The 19,887-nt window shown below is 57.1% G+C and carries 16 protein-coding genes; 2 read left to right on the forward strand and 14 right to left on the reverse strand.

Annotated elements, in window-relative coordinates:
- Positions 1 to 168 precede the first annotated feature (168 nt).
- Positions 169 to 1,017 carry a hypothetical protein gene (locus SBL51_RS05495; protein WP_317929832.1) on the reverse strand — a complete coding sequence of 283 codons (849 nt, stop codon included), beginning with the start codon at positions 1,015 to 1,017 and terminating at the stop codon, positions 169 to 171.
- A gap of 331 nt (positions 1,018 to 1,348) precedes the next feature.
- Here SBL51_RS05495 and SBL51_RS05500 point away from each other — a divergent pair, with 331 nt between their 5' ends.
- A complete protein-coding gene (locus SBL51_RS05500; RefSeq protein ID WP_411860453.1) occupies positions 1,349 to 2,488 on the forward strand; it encodes an AMP-binding protein in 1,140 nt (379 codons plus the stop codon).
- 36 nt (positions 2,489 to 2,524) lie between these two features.
- Here the strand turns inward: SBL51_RS05500 and SBL51_RS05505 are convergent, their stop codons facing one another.
- The 11 genes from SBL51_RS05505 to SBL51_RS05555 all read right to left on the reverse strand — a co-directional run bounded on the left by SBL51_RS05505 (position 2,525) and on the right by SBL51_RS05555 (position 14,593).
- Positions 2,525 to 3,064, reverse strand: a complete 540-nt coding sequence (locus SBL51_RS05505; protein WP_317929835.1) for a nuclear transport factor 2 family protein — start codon at positions 3,062 to 3,064, stop codon at positions 2,525 to 2,527.
- 40 nt (positions 3,065 to 3,104) lie between these two features.
- Complete coding sequence (locus SBL51_RS05510; RefSeq protein ID WP_317929837.1) at positions 3,105 to 3,476, reverse strand: DUF4286 family protein; 372 nt, start codon at positions 3,474 to 3,476, stop codon at positions 3,105 to 3,107.
- 137 nt (positions 3,477 to 3,613) lie between these two features.
- Positions 3,614 to 4,396: an enoyl-CoA hydratase/isomerase family protein gene (locus tag SBL51_RS05515; RefSeq protein WP_317929838.1), complete on the reverse strand. Its 783-nt coding sequence runs from the start codon at positions 4,394 to 4,396 to the stop codon at positions 3,614 to 3,616.
- 3 nt (positions 4,397 to 4,399) lie between these two features.
- A complete protein-coding gene (locus SBL51_RS05520; protein ID WP_317929839.1) occupies positions 4,400 to 6,136 on the reverse strand; it encodes an FAD-dependent oxidoreductase in 1,737 nt (578 codons plus the stop codon).
- A 101-nt stretch (positions 6,137 to 6,237) separates the two neighbouring features.
- Positions 6,238 to 6,573 (reverse strand): 2Fe-2S iron-sulfur cluster-binding protein, encoded by a 336-nt coding sequence (locus SBL51_RS05525; RefSeq protein WP_317929842.1) that lies wholly within the window; start codon positions 6,571 to 6,573, stop codon positions 6,238 to 6,240.
- Between the two features lie 82 nt (positions 6,574 to 6,655).
- A complete protein-coding gene (locus SBL51_RS05530; protein ID WP_317929844.1) occupies positions 6,656 to 8,968 on the reverse strand; it encodes a TonB-dependent receptor in 2,313 nt (770 codons plus the stop codon).
- 195 nt (positions 8,969 to 9,163) lie between these two features.
- Positions 9,164 to 9,985: a glucose 1-dehydrogenase gene (locus tag SBL51_RS05535; protein WP_317929845.1), complete on the reverse strand. Its 822-nt coding sequence runs from the start codon at positions 9,983 to 9,985 to the stop codon at positions 9,164 to 9,166.
- Between the two features lie 94 nt (positions 9,986 to 10,079).
- A complete protein-coding gene (locus SBL51_RS05540) occupies positions 10,080 to 11,102 on the reverse strand; it encodes an AraC family transcriptional regulator (RefSeq protein ID WP_317929847.1) in 1,023 nt (340 codons plus the stop codon).
- Positions 11,103 to 11,217: 115 nt separating this feature from the next.
- Entirely contained in the window at positions 11,218 to 12,423 is a 1,206-nt protein-coding gene (locus SBL51_RS05545) for a CaiB/BaiF CoA-transferase family protein (RefSeq protein ID WP_317929849.1), read from the reverse strand.
- Positions 12,420 to 13,583, reverse strand: coding sequence for a CaiB/BaiF CoA transferase family protein (locus tag SBL51_RS05550; RefSeq protein ID WP_317929851.1), 1,164 nt, complete (start codon positions 13,581 to 13,583; stop codon positions 12,420 to 12,422). The genes SBL51_RS05545 and SBL51_RS05550 overlap by 4 nt, the downstream gene beginning before the upstream one ends.
- 38 nt (positions 13,584 to 13,621) lie before the next feature.
- Positions 13,622 to 14,593 (reverse strand): enoyl-CoA hydratase/isomerase family protein, encoded by a 972-nt coding sequence (locus tag SBL51_RS05555; protein ID WP_317929853.1) that lies wholly within the window; start codon positions 14,591 to 14,593, stop codon positions 13,622 to 13,624.
- A 169-nt stretch (positions 14,594 to 14,762) separates the two neighbouring features.
- On the opposite strand from SBL51_RS05555, the gene SBL51_RS05560 reads away from it, so the two are divergent.
- The gene (locus SBL51_RS05560) at positions 14,763 to 15,845 is read left to right on the forward strand and encodes a helix-turn-helix transcriptional regulator (RefSeq protein WP_317929855.1); all 1,083 of its coding nucleotides are present in this window, start codon (positions 14,763 to 14,765) and stop codon (positions 15,843 to 15,845) included.
- An 82-nt stretch (positions 15,846 to 15,927) separates the two neighbouring features.
- Here SBL51_RS05560 and SBL51_RS05565 read toward each other — a convergent pair whose 3' ends face one another.
- Complete coding sequence (locus SBL51_RS05565) at positions 15,928 to 18,012, reverse strand: hydantoinase/oxoprolinase family protein (protein WP_317929857.1); 2,085 nt, start codon at positions 18,010 to 18,012, stop codon at positions 15,928 to 15,930.
- Complete coding sequence (locus SBL51_RS05570) at positions 18,009 to 19,829, reverse strand: hydantoinase B/oxoprolinase family protein (protein WP_317929859.1); 1,821 nt, start codon at positions 19,827 to 19,829, stop codon at positions 18,009 to 18,011. The genes SBL51_RS05565 and SBL51_RS05570 overlap by 4 nt, the downstream gene beginning before the upstream one ends.
- Positions 19,830 to 19,887: the final 58 nt, after the last annotated feature.

The raw sequence follows: 19,887 nt of genomic DNA on the forward strand, positions 1-19,887 counted from the left end.
TGGGTAGTCAAATCACAGTGCCCGGTAAGCCAAAGCGGGCCGCATGGCGGAGCTGGACGGCCGGAATAAGACAATAACCACGCGGCAGGCCAGGCTGGGCGGAGCCCTGTCGGAAGCGGGATATGCAGTCGCAATTGGGCGCGCAAAGGTCGCCCCTGGAAGAACGGCCTAAACCGCGATCGGCAGCCGCCGTGGGCGGTTGGGGTTGTTGGGACTGTTGGGACTGTTAGGCTTGTCGTCGTCGCCCTGCTGGCTCAGGTAACGCAGAATGGCTTCGGTAATGGCCTTGCCACCACCGGGGATACCCTGGTTGCCAAACAGCCGGTTGAACTCCAGCAGGTAGGGGTGATCGCCCACCATGGCGACATCAAAGCCGGCGTGGTTAACCCCCAGGCGCTTGGCCAGCGAGAGCACAAACTCAATAGCCACCGCCGGCACTGCGTCGTAACTCACTTCGCCACCGCGGGAGACGTTGGTGTGGAAGCTGCGATCCGATTGCAGGCGCCAATAGGCGGCAATCACCTCTTCCCCCACCACCACAATGCGCAGATCCCGGTCGATGGGCAGATACTCCTGCACATAGAGGCGATCCACCTGCGTGAGGTAGTGCTGCCAATCCTGGCGGTTTTCGATCAGCCAGACACCCACCCCCTGGCTCGATTTAGCCTCCTTGGCAACAAACGGGGTATCCAGCAGCTGCCACAGGCGCTCCGCCTCTTCCGGGCTGTTTTTGGTAATCCAGGTGGTAGGTAGATTGTTGGGCACCAGCAGCTGGCAGGCGCGGGTGATTTCGATCTTGTCGTGGCCGATACGATAACTGGCGGGGCTTGGAAAGATACGGGCTGAAGAGCCGTACTCCAGGCCATTGAGCTGCCAATATTCGGGAAAAAGCAGCCAGTCGGCCTCATCAATTTGGCCCTGAAAGCGGTGCGGATGTTTTTGATACTCTTCCGGTTTGATATAGCTGACGTCGGGCAGGCCGAGTGTTCGAAACAGGTTGAAAGAGATGAACCGCATACAGTGCAATCAAGGACCCAGGGGCCGCAGATTCTGCCTTAACCGCATAAAAAATCAACAGAAATAATGGCCCTGGCCAAGCCGTCCACAATCCAGCTGGAGCCAACGCTCGCTTCTGCGCTGGTCGCTATCCCCGTGCACGGCTCCCTGAACCGCTTAGCCACTTCCCCACCCGTTCACAAAGTAATCACCCAGGGTTTCTCAATTGATAACCGGTTCTTATCACGGATAGTTGGGTAAGATGCGTAATTGCGCGCCATTTTGAATTAGGATTAAATATGTGACGGTGTTCACGGAAATGCCACCACTGCAAGACTCAGGGAGCGAACTCATGTTTTGGCGATCTCTTTCGTCCTTCGGGAGCACTGTGGCTCTCGTCGATGATGACCGCACGTTAACCTATGCCGAGCTGCACCAGCGCATCGCCGGCGTTGCCGAATCGATGGGTAGCACCAAATCGCTGGTGATGATCGCCGCCGACAACTCCCTGGAAACGGTTGTTGCCCTCTACGGCGCCCTCTACGGCGGCCACACCGCCATCCTATGCCCCCGTCACAACGGCGCACAGAGCAGCGCCATTCGCCAACAGTTTCAGCCCCAGTGGATTTGCGATCGCAGCGAGAGCCATGTTTGGCAGCTGAACGCCAACAAAGAGGCAGAGGTCGCATCGCTACACCCCGACCTGGCGCTGGTGGTTAACCAAGCTGGCGACAGTGACCGTTACGCCCGCTTCTCCTACCAACATCTAGCCGCCAATAGCGCGGCCATCGGCAAGCACCTGCAGATAGGCGGCGGCGACAAAACCCTGCTCACCCTGCCACTGCACAGTTGTTACGGTTTAACGGTGCTCAATAGTCATCTGGCGAGTGGCGCCACCGTTCACCTCGGTAGTGAGCCGCTGGCCGGTGATGCGGCTATCAAATTTATCCAGCAGGCGGGCATAACCTCACTGACCTGCGCCGCAGACGATATCGAACAGCTGGAAGCACACCAATTCCGCGAGCACCCCCTCCCCTCGCTGCGCTACCTTACCTTGGCTGGTGGCGGCCTTGAGCCGGAGGCAAGCAACCGTTATGCGCAGTGGGCAGGCAGGGCCAACAAGCGGTTTTTTGTCATGGCCGGGCAGAACGACCGGGGCTCACCCGGTCTGTGGGGCAGTACGGCAAACGGGGTGGCCGCCAACGACGCGCCAACGGCAGAGCAAAACGGGTCGCTGATCGTTGCCGGTGCCGAGTTGATGATGGGCTACGCGCGGTCACTCGCCGACCTGGCTGAGGGAACCCACCATGGGCAAGTGGCCGACAAAGAGGTTGGCAGCTTTGCCATTGTTGAGCGAACCGAGCCGGCCAGGCGAATGCCCGCCGCCTATGCCGCAAGCTTTAGCGACAGCCATGGCTTGGGGTCATTAAAGCGGAGGCTGCAACGCTCACTGGCCTGGATCAGCCCGCGAAGCAACCGCGCCCGGGAATAGCGCCAGAGCAGGTTGGATGCAGTTACTCTGCGTTAACTAACGCAACCGGCTGAGAAGGTGATAGCTGAAGTCGTCCGGCTGCAGATCGCCCCGCTTGACCTTGTCGCCCATGCCAAACGGGCCCGCCTGCCAATCGGCGCTGTCGGGCAACTCCCGAAACCAATCGACCATCACAAACCGTTTTAAGATACGCCATTCGTCGTTGCGCTTCTCGAAGGTATCGAGATAGCGGCCGGCGGCAAAGGCGTCGCGACGGTGGCCCTGCTCATCGGGTATGGAGTGGTAACCCTGGAAGTAGCTCTCCACATCGGCCTGGTCGCCCGCAATGCAGATCAGGCAATTAGCCAGCATGTGCATGGAGTAGCGCATGGCCTGCAGAATGGGTTTGGAGTAGGCGATGAACTGCTCGATATCGCCGGAGAACTCCAGATGATCATCGTGGCTATCCGGCCAGTAGGCGCTGCGCAACAGTGTTTCGTCGCAGCGGTCGGTGCCGCGGCAATAGCGCATTAAGGTGTCGCGTATCGCCTCCCGGTCCGCCATCTCTTCGGCTATTTCACTGACTCGTCTGGCCATTGCCACTCCTTATTATTTATTCGAGGTTTTTGAGGCTTAATCAGGGCGATGATTTTTGGGGCTGGCACTTTTTGGCGGTGAGCGTCAGCACTGGCTCGCCGCTGGCTTCATAGACTACGGCGTAGGCGTTTTCGGTATCGAGCGCATCGGAGACCACCAGGGTGCCCTGCTCCGCCGCCGTTACCAAACCGCCGAGGGTTTGGCGGATATCGTCGGACTCAATGTCGTAGATGGCCATAAAGCGGTAGGGGTTGGGCTCTTGGATTGGGTGTTGCAGGTGGAAGCGTTGGGCGGCGATAAAACCCGGCAACGCGACCACATCCTGCAGATGCTGGTGGCGGTACCACTCATCGCACTCCGCTTCCCGTCCGGGAAAGGGGTTGCTCAATACCACCATTTTGTAGTGTGGCATAGGCTGGCTCTCGGCCTTTAACTCTTATGTTTAGGTGTTGTCACCGGTTTGGTGACGGTTGTTGGCGGCGCTTCTGAATGAACCTGGCCGGTGTGCGCTACCGCCCGGGTAACGCACCACTGGCCAAGCAACTTTATCTATTTGGATTTATCGAGCATGGCTTGCACCGCGTTGCGGTGGTCGGCCTGACGCATACTCACCGCCTCGTAGGCCAAGCCGGTATCAAGCAGGCTGTGGGTGACGCGCTTGAGCTCCTGGTTAAGCAGGATTTTGGTCCAGCGTACGGCATTTCTGGAGCCCGCCAGCAGTCGCTCACAGAGGGCATCGACGGTGGTATCCAGTGCCTCGGGGGCGACACAGTGGTTGATCAGGCCAATCTCCGCCGCCTTACTGGCGGTGAGCAGTTCACCGGTCAGCAGATACTCTTTGGCGCGGCACAAGCCGATCAACTGCGGCCAGATGATAGCGCCGCCATCGCCCGCCACCAGCCCCACGGCCACGTGCGGGTCGCCAATTTTGGCCTTCTCTGAGGCGATGATAATGTCGCAAAAAAGTGCCAGGGTGGCGCCCAGGCCCACCGCGTGACCATTCAATCGGCACACCAACGGCTTGTCGAGATCGAGCATGGAGAAGACGATGCGCTTGGCCAGGCGCACCTCTTCATCGAACAGATCGGCGTTGTTGGCGTTGCGCTGGATATGCTCCAGATCCCCACCGGCGGAGAAGGCCCGGCCGGCACCGGTAAACACCACCACATCACACTCGACATCGGCGGCGGCAAAGGTGAACACCTCGGCCAGCTCCTCGTGCAACTTCAGGTTAACGGCATTGAGCAGCTCCGGCCGGTTCATGGTGATGGTCAGAACACGGCCGCTGCGAGTGAGTAACAGCGTTTCGTAGGTGGGGATAGTAGTGGTCATAATCTAGGCGGTTTCCATTGCTTCTTTGGTTTCTTCCGCCGGCAGTTTACCAGCTCGCGCCGCGATGTCGTTAGCCGCGACATAACCAAACACCATGGCCGGGCCAATGGTACCGCCGGCACCCGGGTAGAGGTTGCCGAACGGGCTGCCGGAGTTGTTGCCGGCGGCGTAGAGGTTGGCAATGGGTTCGCCCTTGGCGTCCAGCACGCGGCCCTTGGCATCGGCCTTCAAGCCACCCTTGGTGCCCAGGTCACCCATGTTGATCGGCACCGCGTAGTATGGGGCGCGATTAATGGGGCCCAAGCAGGGGTTGGGGGTCACACTGAAGTGGCCAAACATGCGGTCGTAGTCGTTGCTGCCCCGGCCGAACTCGGGGTCCTCACCGCTGCGGGCGTACTGGTTCATATTAGCCACCACCGACTTGAGCTTATCGGTCGGCACATGAATTTTGGCGGCCAACAGCTCAATGCTCTCCGCCTTAAAGACGTAGTGATCCCAGTAATCTTTCGGTACCGACCAGTCCGGCATCAGAATTTTGGGCAGGAAGCCACCGGCGGTAAATTTCTCCCGGAAGTTGGCATCGAACACCAGCCAGCAGGGGCAGTTGGCGCCGGTCTCGAGCTGGTTTTTGACCATCGCCTCGCCGAACTCGTCGTAGCTGCAGGCCTCATCCACGAAACGGTCGCCATTGCGGTTCACACAAACGCTGTGCGGCCGGCCAACGTCAAACGCCGCCTGGTGAATCTCATCAAAGTTGGAGGCCTTGGGCATGGGCCAGTGCATGGTGGGAATCCACCAGCAGGCCTCGGCATGCTCCACCTCGGCGCCGATATCGAGCCCTGCGATAATCGCCTCGCCGCGGTTGGCATCTTCCGGTGAGCTGCTGTAGCGGGTTAAGCCCGGCACCTTCAGATAGCGATCGCGCAGCTCCTGGTTCCATTCGAAACCACCGGCCGAGAGTACCACCCCGTGGCGGGCATGAATCTCATACTGGCGGCCGAAGTTGCTCACCTTGACCCCGGTCACCTCACCATCGGTGAGAATCAGCTCATCCAGTTTGGTCTCCAAACGCACCTCCACACCGCGATCAAACACCTGCTTGAAGAGGTGGCCCATCAGTGCGCCGCCCATGGTAAAGCGGCGATCGCGACCGCCCAACATACGGGTGCTGAAATCGGTCCAGTAGCGCCAGGCCATCTTCAGGAAGGTTTTGACATAACCCGGGGCGAAGGTGGAGAGCGAGAAGAACTCCATCACGTCCATGGCGTAGCGCTTAAAGGGTTTAAAGCGGGAGTACTGCTCGCGCATTAACAGGAATTGATCGCCCAGCTCGCGGCCATCGAAGGTATCAACAATCACCGAGCGGTCGGCACGGGAACCCGGAGTGCCGGCGAAGTAGTCCGGCCAGGCGGAGGGCATCACCGGAATGCCGACCTTTTTCATGTAGCCGGCCATGGCCGGGGCGGCATCGACAAAGGCATCCAGCCGATCTTTTTGGATCTCGCTGCGCAACAGGTGACTGAGGTACTCCATGGTCTGTTCCCGGCTGTCGTCACTGGGCACCAGCTGATGGTTGGGCAGCCACATCACACCGCCGGAGGTGGCGGAGGTACCACCGTATTTATGGGCCTTTTCAATGATCAACACCGAAAGACCAAGATCGGCCGCCCGCAGGGCTGCCATGCCACCCGCCGAGCCGGAGCCGACGACGACCAGGTCATAGATTTCTGTAGTACTCATGTGTTTTCTCCGCGTGTCGCTTCCTATCTGGCGTTGTCCAGGGCGTAGGGGTTAATTGCCCAAGCAGCCGCCGAATCATCGGTCTCAATAAATTGGCGGGCTTACTCTTCCGCCGGGGCCACGGTCACTTTCAGGCCATCCATCGCTTCGGTCAGAATAATCTGGCAGCCGAGACGACTGCTGGGCTGCATGGTCTCTGGCGCCACCCCTTCGATAGTCATCTCTTCGATTTCGTCCGCAGCACCCACGGCGGCCTGCCACTCGTCGGCGACATAAACATGACAGGTTCCGCAGGAACAGCTGCCACCGCAGTCACCAAGAATGCCCTCCACTTCGTTGTCGCGACCGATATTCATCAACGACTCACCTACGCTGCAATCGCTGAAGGTTTTCTCTTCGCCATTTTGTTGCACAAAAGTTACTGTCACTGTGCTCATTGATTAACCTCTTAATTCAGCCGATTCCGGCCCATGCTTTAAACAAAAAACCCTGCGACCGAAACGGCCGCAGGGCTACTACTTAAAACTGATAGGAGAGCTCCACACCGTAGGTACGTGGCTCGCCCACCGCGGCGGCGTTGTGGCCGAGAGAAGCACCGAGAGCCATGCCACCAACAAAATACTCCTCATCGGTTAGGTTTTTACCAAACAACGCACCGGAAAAATCACTGCCCATAATATGGCTCCAGTTGAAACGAGCATTGACCAGTTCATAACTGGGAAGCTCGGTATCCGGAGCAATAGAATCTGCGGTATTAGAGAAATACATATCATCTTGCGAATAGTATTCAGCAAAGAGATCCAACTCACCCATTTCGCTTGAGATAGGCAGCGACCATTTAGCCCATACTGACCAAGTCGTTTCGGGAGTATTTGCCACTGGGCTGTAACTGTAATCCACACCAAAGAGAGTGGTATCACCATCGGTAAATTCCGCATCGGTAATGGCAGCCATCAGACCCATCTCCAAAGACTCCGACAACAACATCGACATCTCCAGCTCAAAACCTTTGACTTCCATCTCAGGAACATTGGCGGTTACAGCAATTGAGGCTAAATCCAATCCGTTGGGGTAAGGATCCGGGTCGGGAAACTCAATGCGCTGCACATCGTCTACCGTCTGCTGATAAACCGCCAAACTCATACGCGTTGGCAGATCCAGCAACTCGCCCTCGTACTTCACACCAATCTCAAAATCTTGAACGGTTTCCTCATCAAATTTATTACCGCCACCGGTAGCGTTAGCATTAAACGGTGGTGCAGAACCGTTGAAGCCACCACTGCGGAAACTGGCACGAGCCTTTGCGTAGGCGAACAAGCTATCACTCACGTCATACTCAATACCAAGTTCCCAGGAATCACCGGTAAAGGTCTCATCCTGATTATTGGAAAAGCCGGGAAAATTATAAAAGTCGGCCCCGGGAAGCTGCTCAATAGAGACATCTTCCTCTGTGTAACGATAGCCAGCCGTTAATTTCACGCTATCGGTGAGACTATAAGTACCTTGCGAATAAAGCGCGGCGGTCTCGGTTGAGATACCAAAATGGCTGGTTGCCACCTGGAAAAAGGCAGTATCCAGGAAATAAGTTTGTGGCCACAGAGTTTCGCTATCACTATCCTGGTAATAAAAGCCAACGATGTAATTTAATTTACCCTCCGCCGCTTCGCCACTTAGTTGCAACTCATTAGAGAAAGACTCCAGCTCAAATTCGTTACCCACCTTACCAGTAACAACATTGCGTGTAGCAAAGGAGACCCATGGTGCACCAAGCGCTGGTTGCTCTGAGTCGGTATCACCTTTGGTGTAACCCAAAATATTTTTGAGCTGCAGATTTTCACTGATATCAACCGTGGTGGTATTGGTAAATACCTGATCTTCGCCTACGTGCTCGGCCCCAAAGGGATGAGATGTTTTATAGAGCCCTAACGATTTCTGCTCATCAGCATAAGCGACTAAATCGGGAAATAAAAACGAGGAGAACCCATTCAAATTGAAACCGTTATTGGTATCACCAAAACTGTATACGCTATACACATAGGTAGCGCCGGTATTAGTGCCTTCAATGCGGGAGTAGGCGTAAACCGAGGTATTTTCAAAGCTATCACTTGGGCGCACAGTTAACGACATGCGCACACTGTCACGGCTAACATCCCCGTGGGTGGCACCGGTGGTAATGTTATCAATGTAGCCATCTTTCTCTAGGCTGTTAAAGGCCAAGCGAAACAGCACCGTATCATCGACAATCGGTGTATTAATAACACCTTGCACTTCGGTCATATCAAAATTGCCACCGCGAATAGTGAGCTCGCCTTCTAATTCGTTAGTTGGCTTAGCCGAGGTGTACAACACCGCGCCCCCGGTGGTATTGCGACCAAACAGCGTTCCCTGTGGTCCTTTTAAAACCTGAACAGATTCCAAATCGTAAAAAGTCGATGCGCCACTAACGGTTAACGGCACTTCGTTCATGTAAGCTACAACCGCTGAGGGGGAACCACTGAAAGTATCGGCAGATTGACCGCGGATAGAATAGGTTAATGAATTATTGCCCTGCGTTTGTCGAATGGTTAAACCTGGAACGGCAAACTGAAGATCGGAGTCAGTTAATACTTGCCGAGCATCCAAGGCCTCATCGTTCATTGCTGTAACTGCAATGGGGACTTTTGATAAACTCTCATCACGGCGGCGAGCGGTGACAACCACCTCCTCCATAACGCTTGCCCGTTCGTTGTCACTGCTTTGCGCGTAGCCCGCGGTAGTGAAACCCGCCGCAGCTACTGCCAACACCAAAGGTCTGACAACCATTGTTATTTTTTTCTGTGTAGTCTCAGCCATGTTTACCTCCTAAAGGGCCACACCACAGGCGTGTAGCGTGGCCAATTGTTATTGTTTTTTATTGTTTGCACGGCTTAGGCCGGCGCTAGGTAATGCTCGCTCTCCTTACAAATCTCTCCTTCAGCTCTCTCCTTTAAACCCTCGTCTTAAACCCCTTTGCTTAAATTTCGCTCGTTAAATTTGACTCACACGCGGTTAGGAAAATTCGGCCAGCGCCTGTGCCCGGGCATCCCAAATTTCGCGCAGGTGATTGACCGGGTCGCCGGCGGTAATACCACCATCTATCGGCATTGTGATACCGGTAATTTGAGCGGCGCGGTCACTGCATAAAAAGAGCGCAGCCTGGGCCACATCGCGCGGCGCACCGTGACGTTTTAGCGGTTGGTTGGAGTCCCACACCGGCGCCAATGCATCACGCACTTTTTGGCTCTGCGCTTCGCTCATACCGGGTTCGGTGTAGGCATTGAGCGGTGTGCGTATATGGCCGGGGATCAGGCAGTTCACCCGAATGCCGTATTCGGCCAGGTCGATGGCCATCGATTTACTGGCCAAAATAACAGCTGCCTTGGTCGAGCGATAAGTCATCAAGGCGTGGCCCGGCAAGACACCGGCGATAGAGGCATTATTGAGAATGACACCGCCACCATTTTTGGCCATATGGCGGCCGGCAAACTGGCTGCCTTTAATCACTCCCAACCAGTTAATACCCACCACCTTGTCAAAGTCGTCGAAGGGATCATCCAGAAAGCGATCGTACTGAGCACCGGAAATACCGGCGTTGTTAAACATAATATGCAGGCCACCAAACGTGGTGATGGCACAATCGACCAACGCCTGCAGCTCTTCCGGTTTGGACACATCGGTGTGTTTATAAATGGCGTTGCCGCCGAGTGTAGCCTCCAGCGACTTACCCGCATCGTCGTTAACATCGGCGAATACTACTTTGGCTCCCTCTTCCACAAAGAGCTCAACGGTCGCCCGGCCGATACCACTGGCGCCACCGGTTATTACTGCCACTTTTCCAGATAGCTCTTGGCTCACCATTTCCTCCTACTTAAATTAAAACAAGCCCAGGGAAAATTGCGCTGGGCTGTGATGCTGTATTCAAATTCTATTGCAAAGTGCTGGCGCCATTACCGGCAAACAGTTTTGGATGCTGGTCGGTGATGGTCTCCAGGCACTCGGCACGATATTCCCGCGGCCCTTTGTTGTAGACCCGTTTAAACATGCGGCTGAAATGGGCCGGGCTTTTAAAGCCCACACGAAATGCCACCTCGGCAATGGATATCTCATTGGGCTTGGTGGAGGCCAGCCAACGACTGGCAATTTTCAGGCGTTGATCCCAAATGTGTTCCGAGAAGGAGGTGCCCTTCTGCTTTAACAGCGAGGAGAGATAACGCGGTGAAATGCCACAGGCATCGGCCACCATCGCGGTACTCAATTTGGTATCGGAGAGGTGAATCTCGATATAGCGCAGCACCTCTTCCAAACGCTGATCGGCGATGCTCTGCCGCTCGCGGGTGAGGTTTTCACTGCCTTTAAGAGCATCCGATAAAACCGCTAATGCGCTGTTGAGCAGTACCTGCTGGGCGTTGCTGGAGAGCTCGCCACCATCCACCAATATTTCGCCGAGCAGCTGCTCAACAATGGTAAACAGTTTGCCACTGGCCTGCGCCGTAAACCCGGATACCACATCGTTGGGAATGTAGGTGCGGAACAGGTGCGCCGGCACCAGCACATGCAGCACCTCATGGGCAGGCTCCTCGTTGGGCAGACACTCAATTGAAAAGGGTGTCATGGAGCGGGTAATGGCGAAATCGCCGGCGTCGGCAACACTGGCGCCGTTGGCGTGGGTAATGCGCAGGCTGCCACGTTTAACAAACCAGAGCACAATCACATCGGTGGCATCCTGGCGAATGTGATACCAGGAGCGCTTAAAGTTCAGGCGCGTTCTCGAGTATAGGTTGATGACCGAACAGGCACCCACCGATTTTTTGTCCGCGCGCACATCAATTACCGAACCCGCTTCAATGGAGTAGTCACCTAAGTAATACTCCTGATTGTTATCGCCGCGATAACGCTCTTGGCAGGTCTGATAATTATTTTTATCAAAAGCAAATAATGTCTCAGCCACTTCTTACCTCCGATTTACAGCTACCAGTTTGTTATTGTTGTTACCAGCTATCTGCATACAAGGCACAGCGTTTTGCTGTGCATAAGTTTCGGTGCTTCCCCACTACCACCACGGTTTATCGGATAACACCATCGGCCACCAGTTGCGCTTGTTCCGCCTCTGATAACCCCAGGATTTCACCCAATACATATTGATTGTGCTGCCCCAGTGCTGGCGCATCGTCCACCACCGCCGCCGGGCGAGTCATTTTCCAGGCCGGGCCAAGAATAGAGCGGGCATTACCCTCGGCATCCTCAACCTCCTGATAAAACCCCCGACCCCACAGATTGGCATCGGCAATCAAATCCAATGAACTCAAACTTTTGTGTACGCCAATACCGGCCGCCATCAGGCAGCCGACTATCTCTTCGGCGCTTTGGCTCTGTGACCAGTCGGCGATGGCACTGTTGAGTGCCTCTTCCTGGGCTTTGCGCCCGGCCAGGGTGGCCAGTTCAGCGTTGTTGGCCAGGGCGGTTAAGCCGGTAGCGGCCACAAACGCCTGCCATTTTTCATCGCTGGCCACGGCAATACTGACCCACTCGTCATCGCGACAGGGGTAGACCCCATGCGGTGCCATGCCCGGGTGTTTATTGCCATCACAAACGCCCACCCGTTGGTTGAGGGTGTAGTCCATTACCGTATCGCCAATCATGCTGGTCATGGCCTCTACCGCGGAGACGTCGATAAATTGGCCTTGGCCTGTGCGCCGACGATGCAGCAGCGCCACACTGGCGGCAAAGGCGGCGGCGGTACCGAAGGTGGAGTCGGCGTAGCGAATATTCATACCCGTGGGCGCCTCCCCTTCGTAGCCAACCATGGCGCTCAAACCGCTGAGTGCGGCAAAACAGGGGGCGTAACCGGTCTGATAGGCCAGTGGTCCTTCGGCGCCGTACATACCCATGGAGACATAGATAATATTGGGATTGATGGCTTTGATCTGTTCGTAGCCAATGCCCATACGGTCAACCGCACCGGGGCGTAAATTCTCGATAAAAATATCGGCCGCTTTAATCAGGTCGATCAACAGCTCTACACCGCGTTCGGTTTTGGAGTCGATTTGCACGCTCATTTTTTGCGGGTTTACCGCGCGAAAACCGGGTGCCTTGTTGATGTCGTCGACACCGTAAAAACGGGTGACATCCAGAGAACCCAAGCTCTCAACGCGCATCACCTCAGCGCCGAGAAAGGCCAGCTGCTTACCGGTGTAGGGGCCGGCCCACACCTTGGTTAATTCGACCACACGCACACCGGCCAAGGGTCCACCGCGCATTTTCATGCTCATGCCTCTGCCTCCACTTGTGCCAGATAGCGTGAATTATCCTGGCCCAGCGCCGGTGCCGGCGTGTTCAACGCCGCCGGGGTAAGGCTCATTTTATAGGGCACAGTGGGGTAGCTCACGGCACCCAAGTGTGGGTGGTCGACCGTTTTAAAATATTCCCTGAATTGATACTGAGGGCAGTGCAGCAGATCGCCGGTGTTGTTCACCGGCACCACTATCAAACCCAGCTTTTGCGCGGTCTCCGCCACGGACTCTTTCTTCTGGCTCAGCAACCATTCACCAATATGCTGTCGGCAGACAGCCACCCGCTCGGGCGTACATTCACGCTCCAGCCAATTCTCAGGGAAATCGGCCATCCAGGCCGGCGCACCGAGCATGGTGGCCAATGCCTGCCAGTGTGTGGGGGCGGACATCCAGATATAGATAAAACCATCGGCACAGGGGTAGATATCGGCCGGACCGGCCAGGTCGTAGGCGCGGCGATCATTACTAACATTCATATCGCCGGCGATCATCTGCCCCAGAACATAGTCGGTGCGCGAAGCCATCACCGCCTGTTTGGAGATATCGATAAAACGCCCCAAGCCGCTCGCTTCCCGTTCGAACAGCGCCGCCGTAATACAGAGCGCGGCATCCAGGCCGGATTCGTAACTGACCAGATGCGGCCCCGGCCCTTTCAAGGGTGGTTTGGCAGGGTCGGCGGCACTGGGCGTGTGGTAACCCCAACCGCTGGCGTGCAACACATTGAGATCCTCCAACTGGGCATACTCATTGGACTGCTCAAAGCCCATGGGGGTAATCACACACACCGAGAGTTTGGGGTTGGCGGCCAGCATCTGCTCGGGCGTTAACGCCAAAGCCTCAAACCAGGCGGCCGCTTGATCGCACACCAGCACATCCACCTTGGCCAGCAGTGATACTAAAATTGCGCGGCCGGCATCTGCATCGAGCGCCACACCGATCGAATGTTTGTTGGTATTCAGATAGGCAAACAGGCCGCTTTCGCCCGCGGCAAACGGTGGCAGTGACCGGGTGGGGCTGCCACCGTCGGGCGCTTCGCATTTAATGACTTCCGCACCGAAATCCGCCAACAGCTTGCCGCAGTATTCGGCACTGACGGTGGTGGCGATCTCCAGTACTTTGATATTGGTTAGTGCAGACACCCGTCGGGCTCCTGTGTTAACGCGGTTTTGCTGTGTGGTTATGGTTTTTTACGGTTGGAACGCTGCAGGCGCCACTCCGGTGGGTACTGCATATCGATATCCTTAACCACATTGTTCAAGCCCTTATTGAAGGTCTCTTCACCAAACGCCACATCAGAAGCACGATCGTTTTTCATCATCGGCAACATGCCTTCGACAAAACCGGTGAGCAGGCTGCCCATGTACTCGCCGTTGTACTGCTTGTACATCTCCATAAAGGTTTTCTGTACCTGTACCACATCCATGGGCCGGGTGCGGGCGCAGGCCTCGGCGTACTTTTTGGTCTCCTGCTCCAGCTGCTCGCGCTCAACCACACTGTTGATGAAATTGCACTTATCCATCTCTTCAGCGGTGAAGGGGCGACCAGTGAATAACATTTCCGAAAACTTGCGCAGGCCGATGGTCTCTATCCAGGTCCACAGGCGTGGGCCCCAACCCACGTAGCGAAATGAGGGGTGGCCAAACAGGGCATCGTCGGCACTGACCAGAAGATCGGCATCGGCACATTGATAAAAATGCCAGCCGTAGCAGTAGCCCTTGGCCTCCACAATGCTGATCTTTTTAAACTCCTGCAGGGGCCGGTTACCGGCCGCCGCTTTGGCGTAGTGATCGGTCATGCCGTGCAGGAAGCGGAAGGAGTCGCGGGGTGGGTATTTTACATCTGGGTCGTTGATGCCAAATTCGTGCAGCAGGGAGATATCTTCGCCGTCGCCCTTGTAGAAATCGGCCTGTTCCGGCAGATCGCCACCGGTGCCGAAGTTGTCACCCTCGCCGCGAATCACCAACACTTTAACGTCGTCATCGATATTGGCCTTGTGCACCAGTTCAGCGTAGAGCTGGCGCATGCCGGTGGTGGCGGCGTTGTGCGCCTCCGGCCGGGTAAAGGTTATGGTGGCGATGCGCGTTGCTTTATCTTTCTCGTAACGGATCCACTGTTTCGCTTCTTCTTTTAATTCTTGAAAATCTCTCATTACGGATACCACCTTTACAGTCACTCTTAACAGTCGCTACACTATTATTCAACACTACTGTTCAATAGTATAAAAGACCACTCGCTAAAACAATCTTGCCAGCCGGCGCGCGCTCCACTCACAATGATTCTTCGCATGCCCACTGCCAGCCCATAAGAGAGATAACAGAATGAGTAGCGCCGCTTCGTTTTTCAGCCTGGACGGCCCCCTGGACTCTATGCCTGCCGAAGGCCAGATGCGCAGTGCCAACCTCAGTGGCTTCAACACCTTAATCCAGCGCATTGGCGGCGAACCCAGAGCCATTCTCGAGAAGTTCGATATCGACCCCTGGTTGGCCCGGGACCCGGACCACTTTATTCCTGTTAAGTCTCTCGTCGACCTACTCGAGTACTGCAGCAAGGCATTCGACGAACCCCTGTTTGGTGCCCGCCTTGCCCGGCTGCAGGAACCGGATGTATTTGGTTGCGTTACCGCCCTCTGCCGCTCCGCCACCAATCTGCATGAATCACTCAACCGATTTATCGATTTTATTCCGGTTGTGCACTCGCCCAGCGCCGAGTTACGCCTGGCAATCGGCTCGGAAATCACCGAGCTGCATTGGTATGTACCACAGACCCTGGGCCGTAATGACCAGGCCAACTTCCAGGCCGTGGTACTCAAACTCAAACTGCTGCAACAAATCGGTGGCCCCGATTTCCGGCCGCTCTATGTCTCGCTCTCCAACGAGGTGCGCGAGCGCGATATCGCCGAACTCGAGCGCTATCTCGGCTGCCCGCTGCGCCAGGATATCGAAGGCGACGCTATCGCCTTTGACACCGATTTCCTCAGCCATCCAGTCGCCAGCGCCAACCGGCTTATCTACAAACTGCTGGGCGGTTACCTGGATAAGGTAAAAGCCGCCGCCCGCAAAACCACTGTCGAACGCGTGCAGGACTACGTGCGCGGCGCCCTCGCTTCACGCAGCTGCACCATCGAGCGCTGCGCCGATAAGCTCGGTATGTCGGTACGCACGCTGCAGTCCCACCTAAGCGACGCCGACCAGAAATTCTCCGACATTCTGGAGCACCAGCGCACCGAACTCGCCAAGGACTACCTGCAACAGGAGCAGCTCTCCCTGGACGATGTTGCCGCCAACCTGGGCTATGCCGAGCAGTCCAGCTTTGGCCGCGCCTTTAAACGCTGGACCGGGCAGACCCCAAAACAGTTTCGCCGTGTGGTACTGGGCGCCAGTGCCGACTCCGTCAGCGACTAATACCGGTCAATCTATTCACGCATTTCTTACTAACCACTATTCAGCGCAGCCTCCCTGCCGCGCTGGTTAAGCCGGTTACGGCTCAATTCACCTGATACACCCGGCGCAGCTCGTAGTCGCCGGCGTCATCGACCAACGCCTTCCAGTGTGGGTAGACGACAATGGTGGTGAAAGTCTCTTCGATAATGGCCGGGCCCATCACCTCGCTGCCGGGTGGCAGATCGCTACCGCGGTAGATATTGGTCTCTTTAAAGCCCTCACCCAGATTGGCACGACGGGTGCGATAGGGGCTGGCCGCGACGCTCTTGGCGTTAAAGCCCTCGCCCACCACCGGTGATGGCGTGTTCACACTGCTCACCAGGCGCACACCGATAATCTCCGGCAGCTCGGCATCGCGAATATGGCCAAACTCCTGCAGGTGGCGCTCGTTAAAGGCCGCCAGTGCCTTGTCGCCCAGCCCCTCGTACACGAAGGAGAGATCCCCCGCGCCGGTGGCGGAGAACATATCGAAGCTGATCGCCCAGTTCTGGCCGCGATAGCGCATATTGAGCTGGTAGTGAGCGGTGATCTGATCGCGGCTGAACTTGGCGTCCTGGAAGTATTTCACCGCCCGGAGTTCGAGCTCCTGCCAGAGCGCTTTCAGTTTCTCCAGGTCCGGCGCTTCCACACCACAGATACAGGAGCGCTCTTCGTCGATGGTGGGCTTGGCCACCAGGGTACCCAGAGCCGAGAAGGTGGGTGACGCTTTCGGCACCAATACCCGGTCGATACCCAAGGCATCGGCGTGTACCGCGGCGAAGGCCGGGCCGTTACCGCCGTAGGCAAGCATGGCCATATCCTGCGGGTCGACCCCTTTGCCGGCAGTGGTGCGGCGTACCCCTTGAATCATATTGGCGTTAACCACCCGCCAGCTGTCGAAGGCGGCCTCTTCGGCGCTGTATCCCATCTCATCGCCGATGGCCTGGAATGCCTCTTCCACCCCAGCGCGACTCAGTGAAAAGCTGCCGCCGGCAAAGTCGGTCTCATCGGAGAGAATCCCCAGCATCAGCAGAGCGTCGGTCACAGTCGGCTGGGTACCGCCACGGCCGTAACAGATGGGGCCGGGCTCGGAGCCGGCAGAAGCCGGGCCGACCTGAATCTCGCCACCTTTAACGTGGCAAATGGAGCCACCACCGGCACCCAGAGTCTCGACCTGCACCATGGGCACACCGACCAGGTTGCGGTGGTGAATGTTCCAGCCGGCCACCGCTGGCGCCTGGCCGTTAACCACCATCGACATATCGTAGGAGGTACCGCCCATATCGACGCACAACAGGTTGCGCGCCCCCTTGGCGGTACCGGCGTGGGCCGAGCCGATCACCCCGCCGGCGGGGCCGGAGGCCAGTACGCGGATGGGCGAGCCATCGATATACTCTTTGGTCATCACCCCGCCGCTGGCCTGCATCACCATCAGCTGGTTTTGGTAACCGCCCTCTTGCAGGCGGGAGACCAGCTTCTCCAGGTAGGAGGTGACCCGCGGCGCCACGTAGGCGTTCACCACGGTGGTGCTGGTGCGGTCAAACTCCGGGCTGCGCGGCAGCACCATGTGCGATACCGAAATATTCACCTCGGGCATCTCCTCGCGCACAATGGCCGCCACCCGCTGTTCATGCTCGGCATTCACAAACGAGAACAGCAGCGAAATAGCCACCGACTCGACATTCTGTTTTGTCAGCCGGCGACAAGCATCGCGGACAGCGTTCTCATCGAGCTCTTTGTAAATGCTGCCGTCGGCCAGGATGCGCTCGGGCACCGTCAGGCGACGACGGCGGGGAGTAATCTGTTGCGGCGGCGTCAGGCGCACATCCCAAATGTCCTCTTTAAAACCACGTCGGTACTCCACCTCATCGCGAAAACCCTCGGTGGTGATCAGGCCGGTCACTGCGCCGTTCATCTCAATCAGAGTGTTGTCGGCGATGGTGGTGCCGTGCACGATGGCATCGCATTGGCCGAGGAAATCCGAGAGCGTCAGCCCCTCTTTTTTGGCCAATACTTCCAGGCCGTGCATCACCCCCAAAGAGCGATCTTCCGGAGTACTTAAATTTTTGTGCAGTATCACTTCGTCGCCCTTGAGCATGGCGAAGTCAGTAAACGTACCGCCGATATCGATACCTACGCGATAACTCATGATCTTGCTCCTTGGGCGGCGCTCATCTCTTGGCGCAATGCGGCGGTGGCATCGACATCCACCTCCAGGTCGTACTCCTCAAGGCTACCGGTGAGCACCACGCCATATTTTTCACGGGCGGCTTGCAGGCTGACGTACTCGTCGAGCACATCCTCCTTTACCGACTCTGGGTCACGTTTGAGAGCCGCACCGAAGCCGGCGCCGCCGCCGTGTTGATAAGCGATGACCGCACCCTTGGGCAGCATGGCCTGGGCGGTCAGCTCAATTTTGTATTCATTCTCGGTGCCCACCTCAAAGTGGTTGCTGTAGGGGATGGCGTCGTCGCCACCACACATACCGCGCAACGGGTGCTTGGCAGAGACCATCCAGGCCATGGCCGAGGTTGGCTCCAACACCTTTTTCACATTGAGGCTGCCCGGGGCACCGCGCCACTGGCCGGCGCCACCGCCGTCGGTGACCATCTCCCGGCTCATATTAATCACCGGGAAGCGCACCTCGGCGTCTTCCGCCTCTGACAGCAGCAGGTTACCCAGTGCCGACGGGCAGGAACCCCAGCCATCGATGCCCTGCACGGCGGAGGAGTCCATCGAGCGGGTGTCCACCCCCTGGTCCATCCACATCATGCCGTTGTCGTAAAAACCGATCACCGCGTTGGGCATACCAATCTTGTAGACCTGGGGCTGGGCGCGACCGGGCACCACCTCCGACAGCGCCACACACACCGCCTCGGTGATCTCACAAGCGGGGTGGAAGGAGCCCAGGGCAGCAGGTTTGTTCGGTGGCGGGTGGGCGATACAACCTTCCGGGATGATCATCTCCACGGCGTTGAACAGCCCTTCGTTTTTGGGAATGGTGGGGTCTACCATCGCCACCAGCTGGGTCATGATGTAGCCACGGCTGTTGCCGAAGGTGTTCCACACACCGACCAGCTCCTGGCGGTCGTCGGTACCGGTGAGGTCAACGCTGAGCTTGTCACCATCGACCTTACAGGCGACGTGTACTTTTACATCCGGTGTGCCCTGGGTATCGGCATCCACCCACACATCGGCCTCGTAGGTGCCGTCCGGCCAAGCACTCACCTCTTCCCGGAAACGGGCTTCGGAGTGGTCGATCATGTAGTTGACCGCCGACTTCACCTTGTCGGCGCCCCACTTGCGAATCAGATCTTCATAGGCTTTTACCGCCTTCTGCACACCACTGATCATGGCCGCCAGGTCGCCGGCAAAGGTGGCGAAGCGGTTGTTGCGCTCCACCAGCTTGATCACATCGCGCCGTTTTTCACCGCGGTGAACCAGCTTCAAACAGGGAATAGCCAAACCTTCGGTGAAGATATCGGTCGCCTCCAGGGTAAAACCACCTGGGTCTTTACCACCGGTGTCGCCTTGGTGCGCCTGCAGCGCCTGCACCAGAATCAGCTCGCCGTTGTCATCGAAGACGGGGGCGTAGACGTTGTAATCCGGCAGGTGACCGCCGCCGTGGTCCGGGTCGTTACCCAGGAAGACATCACCCGGGCCCCAGTCGTACTCTTCAAAGTTCATCAGTCCGTAGCGCACGGTGAGCTGGGTCACGAAGGTAAGGTGCGGCGTACCAATGGAGCCCACCGCCAGGCGGCCATGGGCATCAATCACGCTACAGTTGCGTTCGTTGGATTGGTTGATGATGGGGGATGAAGCCGCCCGGCCCAGGTGGGTGGCCGCCTCAAAGCAGATGGTTTCAAGTGCCCCGCGAATAATGCTGGCGGTGACGGTGTCGACGCTGGCGGAGGTTGGCAGTGGCGCGCGCGGGGCGGCCAGTTTTCTATTGAGCTCAAAAGACATGTATCTGATCCTCTTCTGCCCAGCACACACTTGTTGTTGTAATTGGCTGTGGCTGGTG

The sequence above is a fragment of the Halioxenophilus sp. WMMB6 genome (assembly GCF_033283405.1).
Classification (GTDB): domain Bacteria; phylum Pseudomonadota; class Gammaproteobacteria; order Pseudomonadales; family Cellvibrionaceae; genus Halioxenophilus.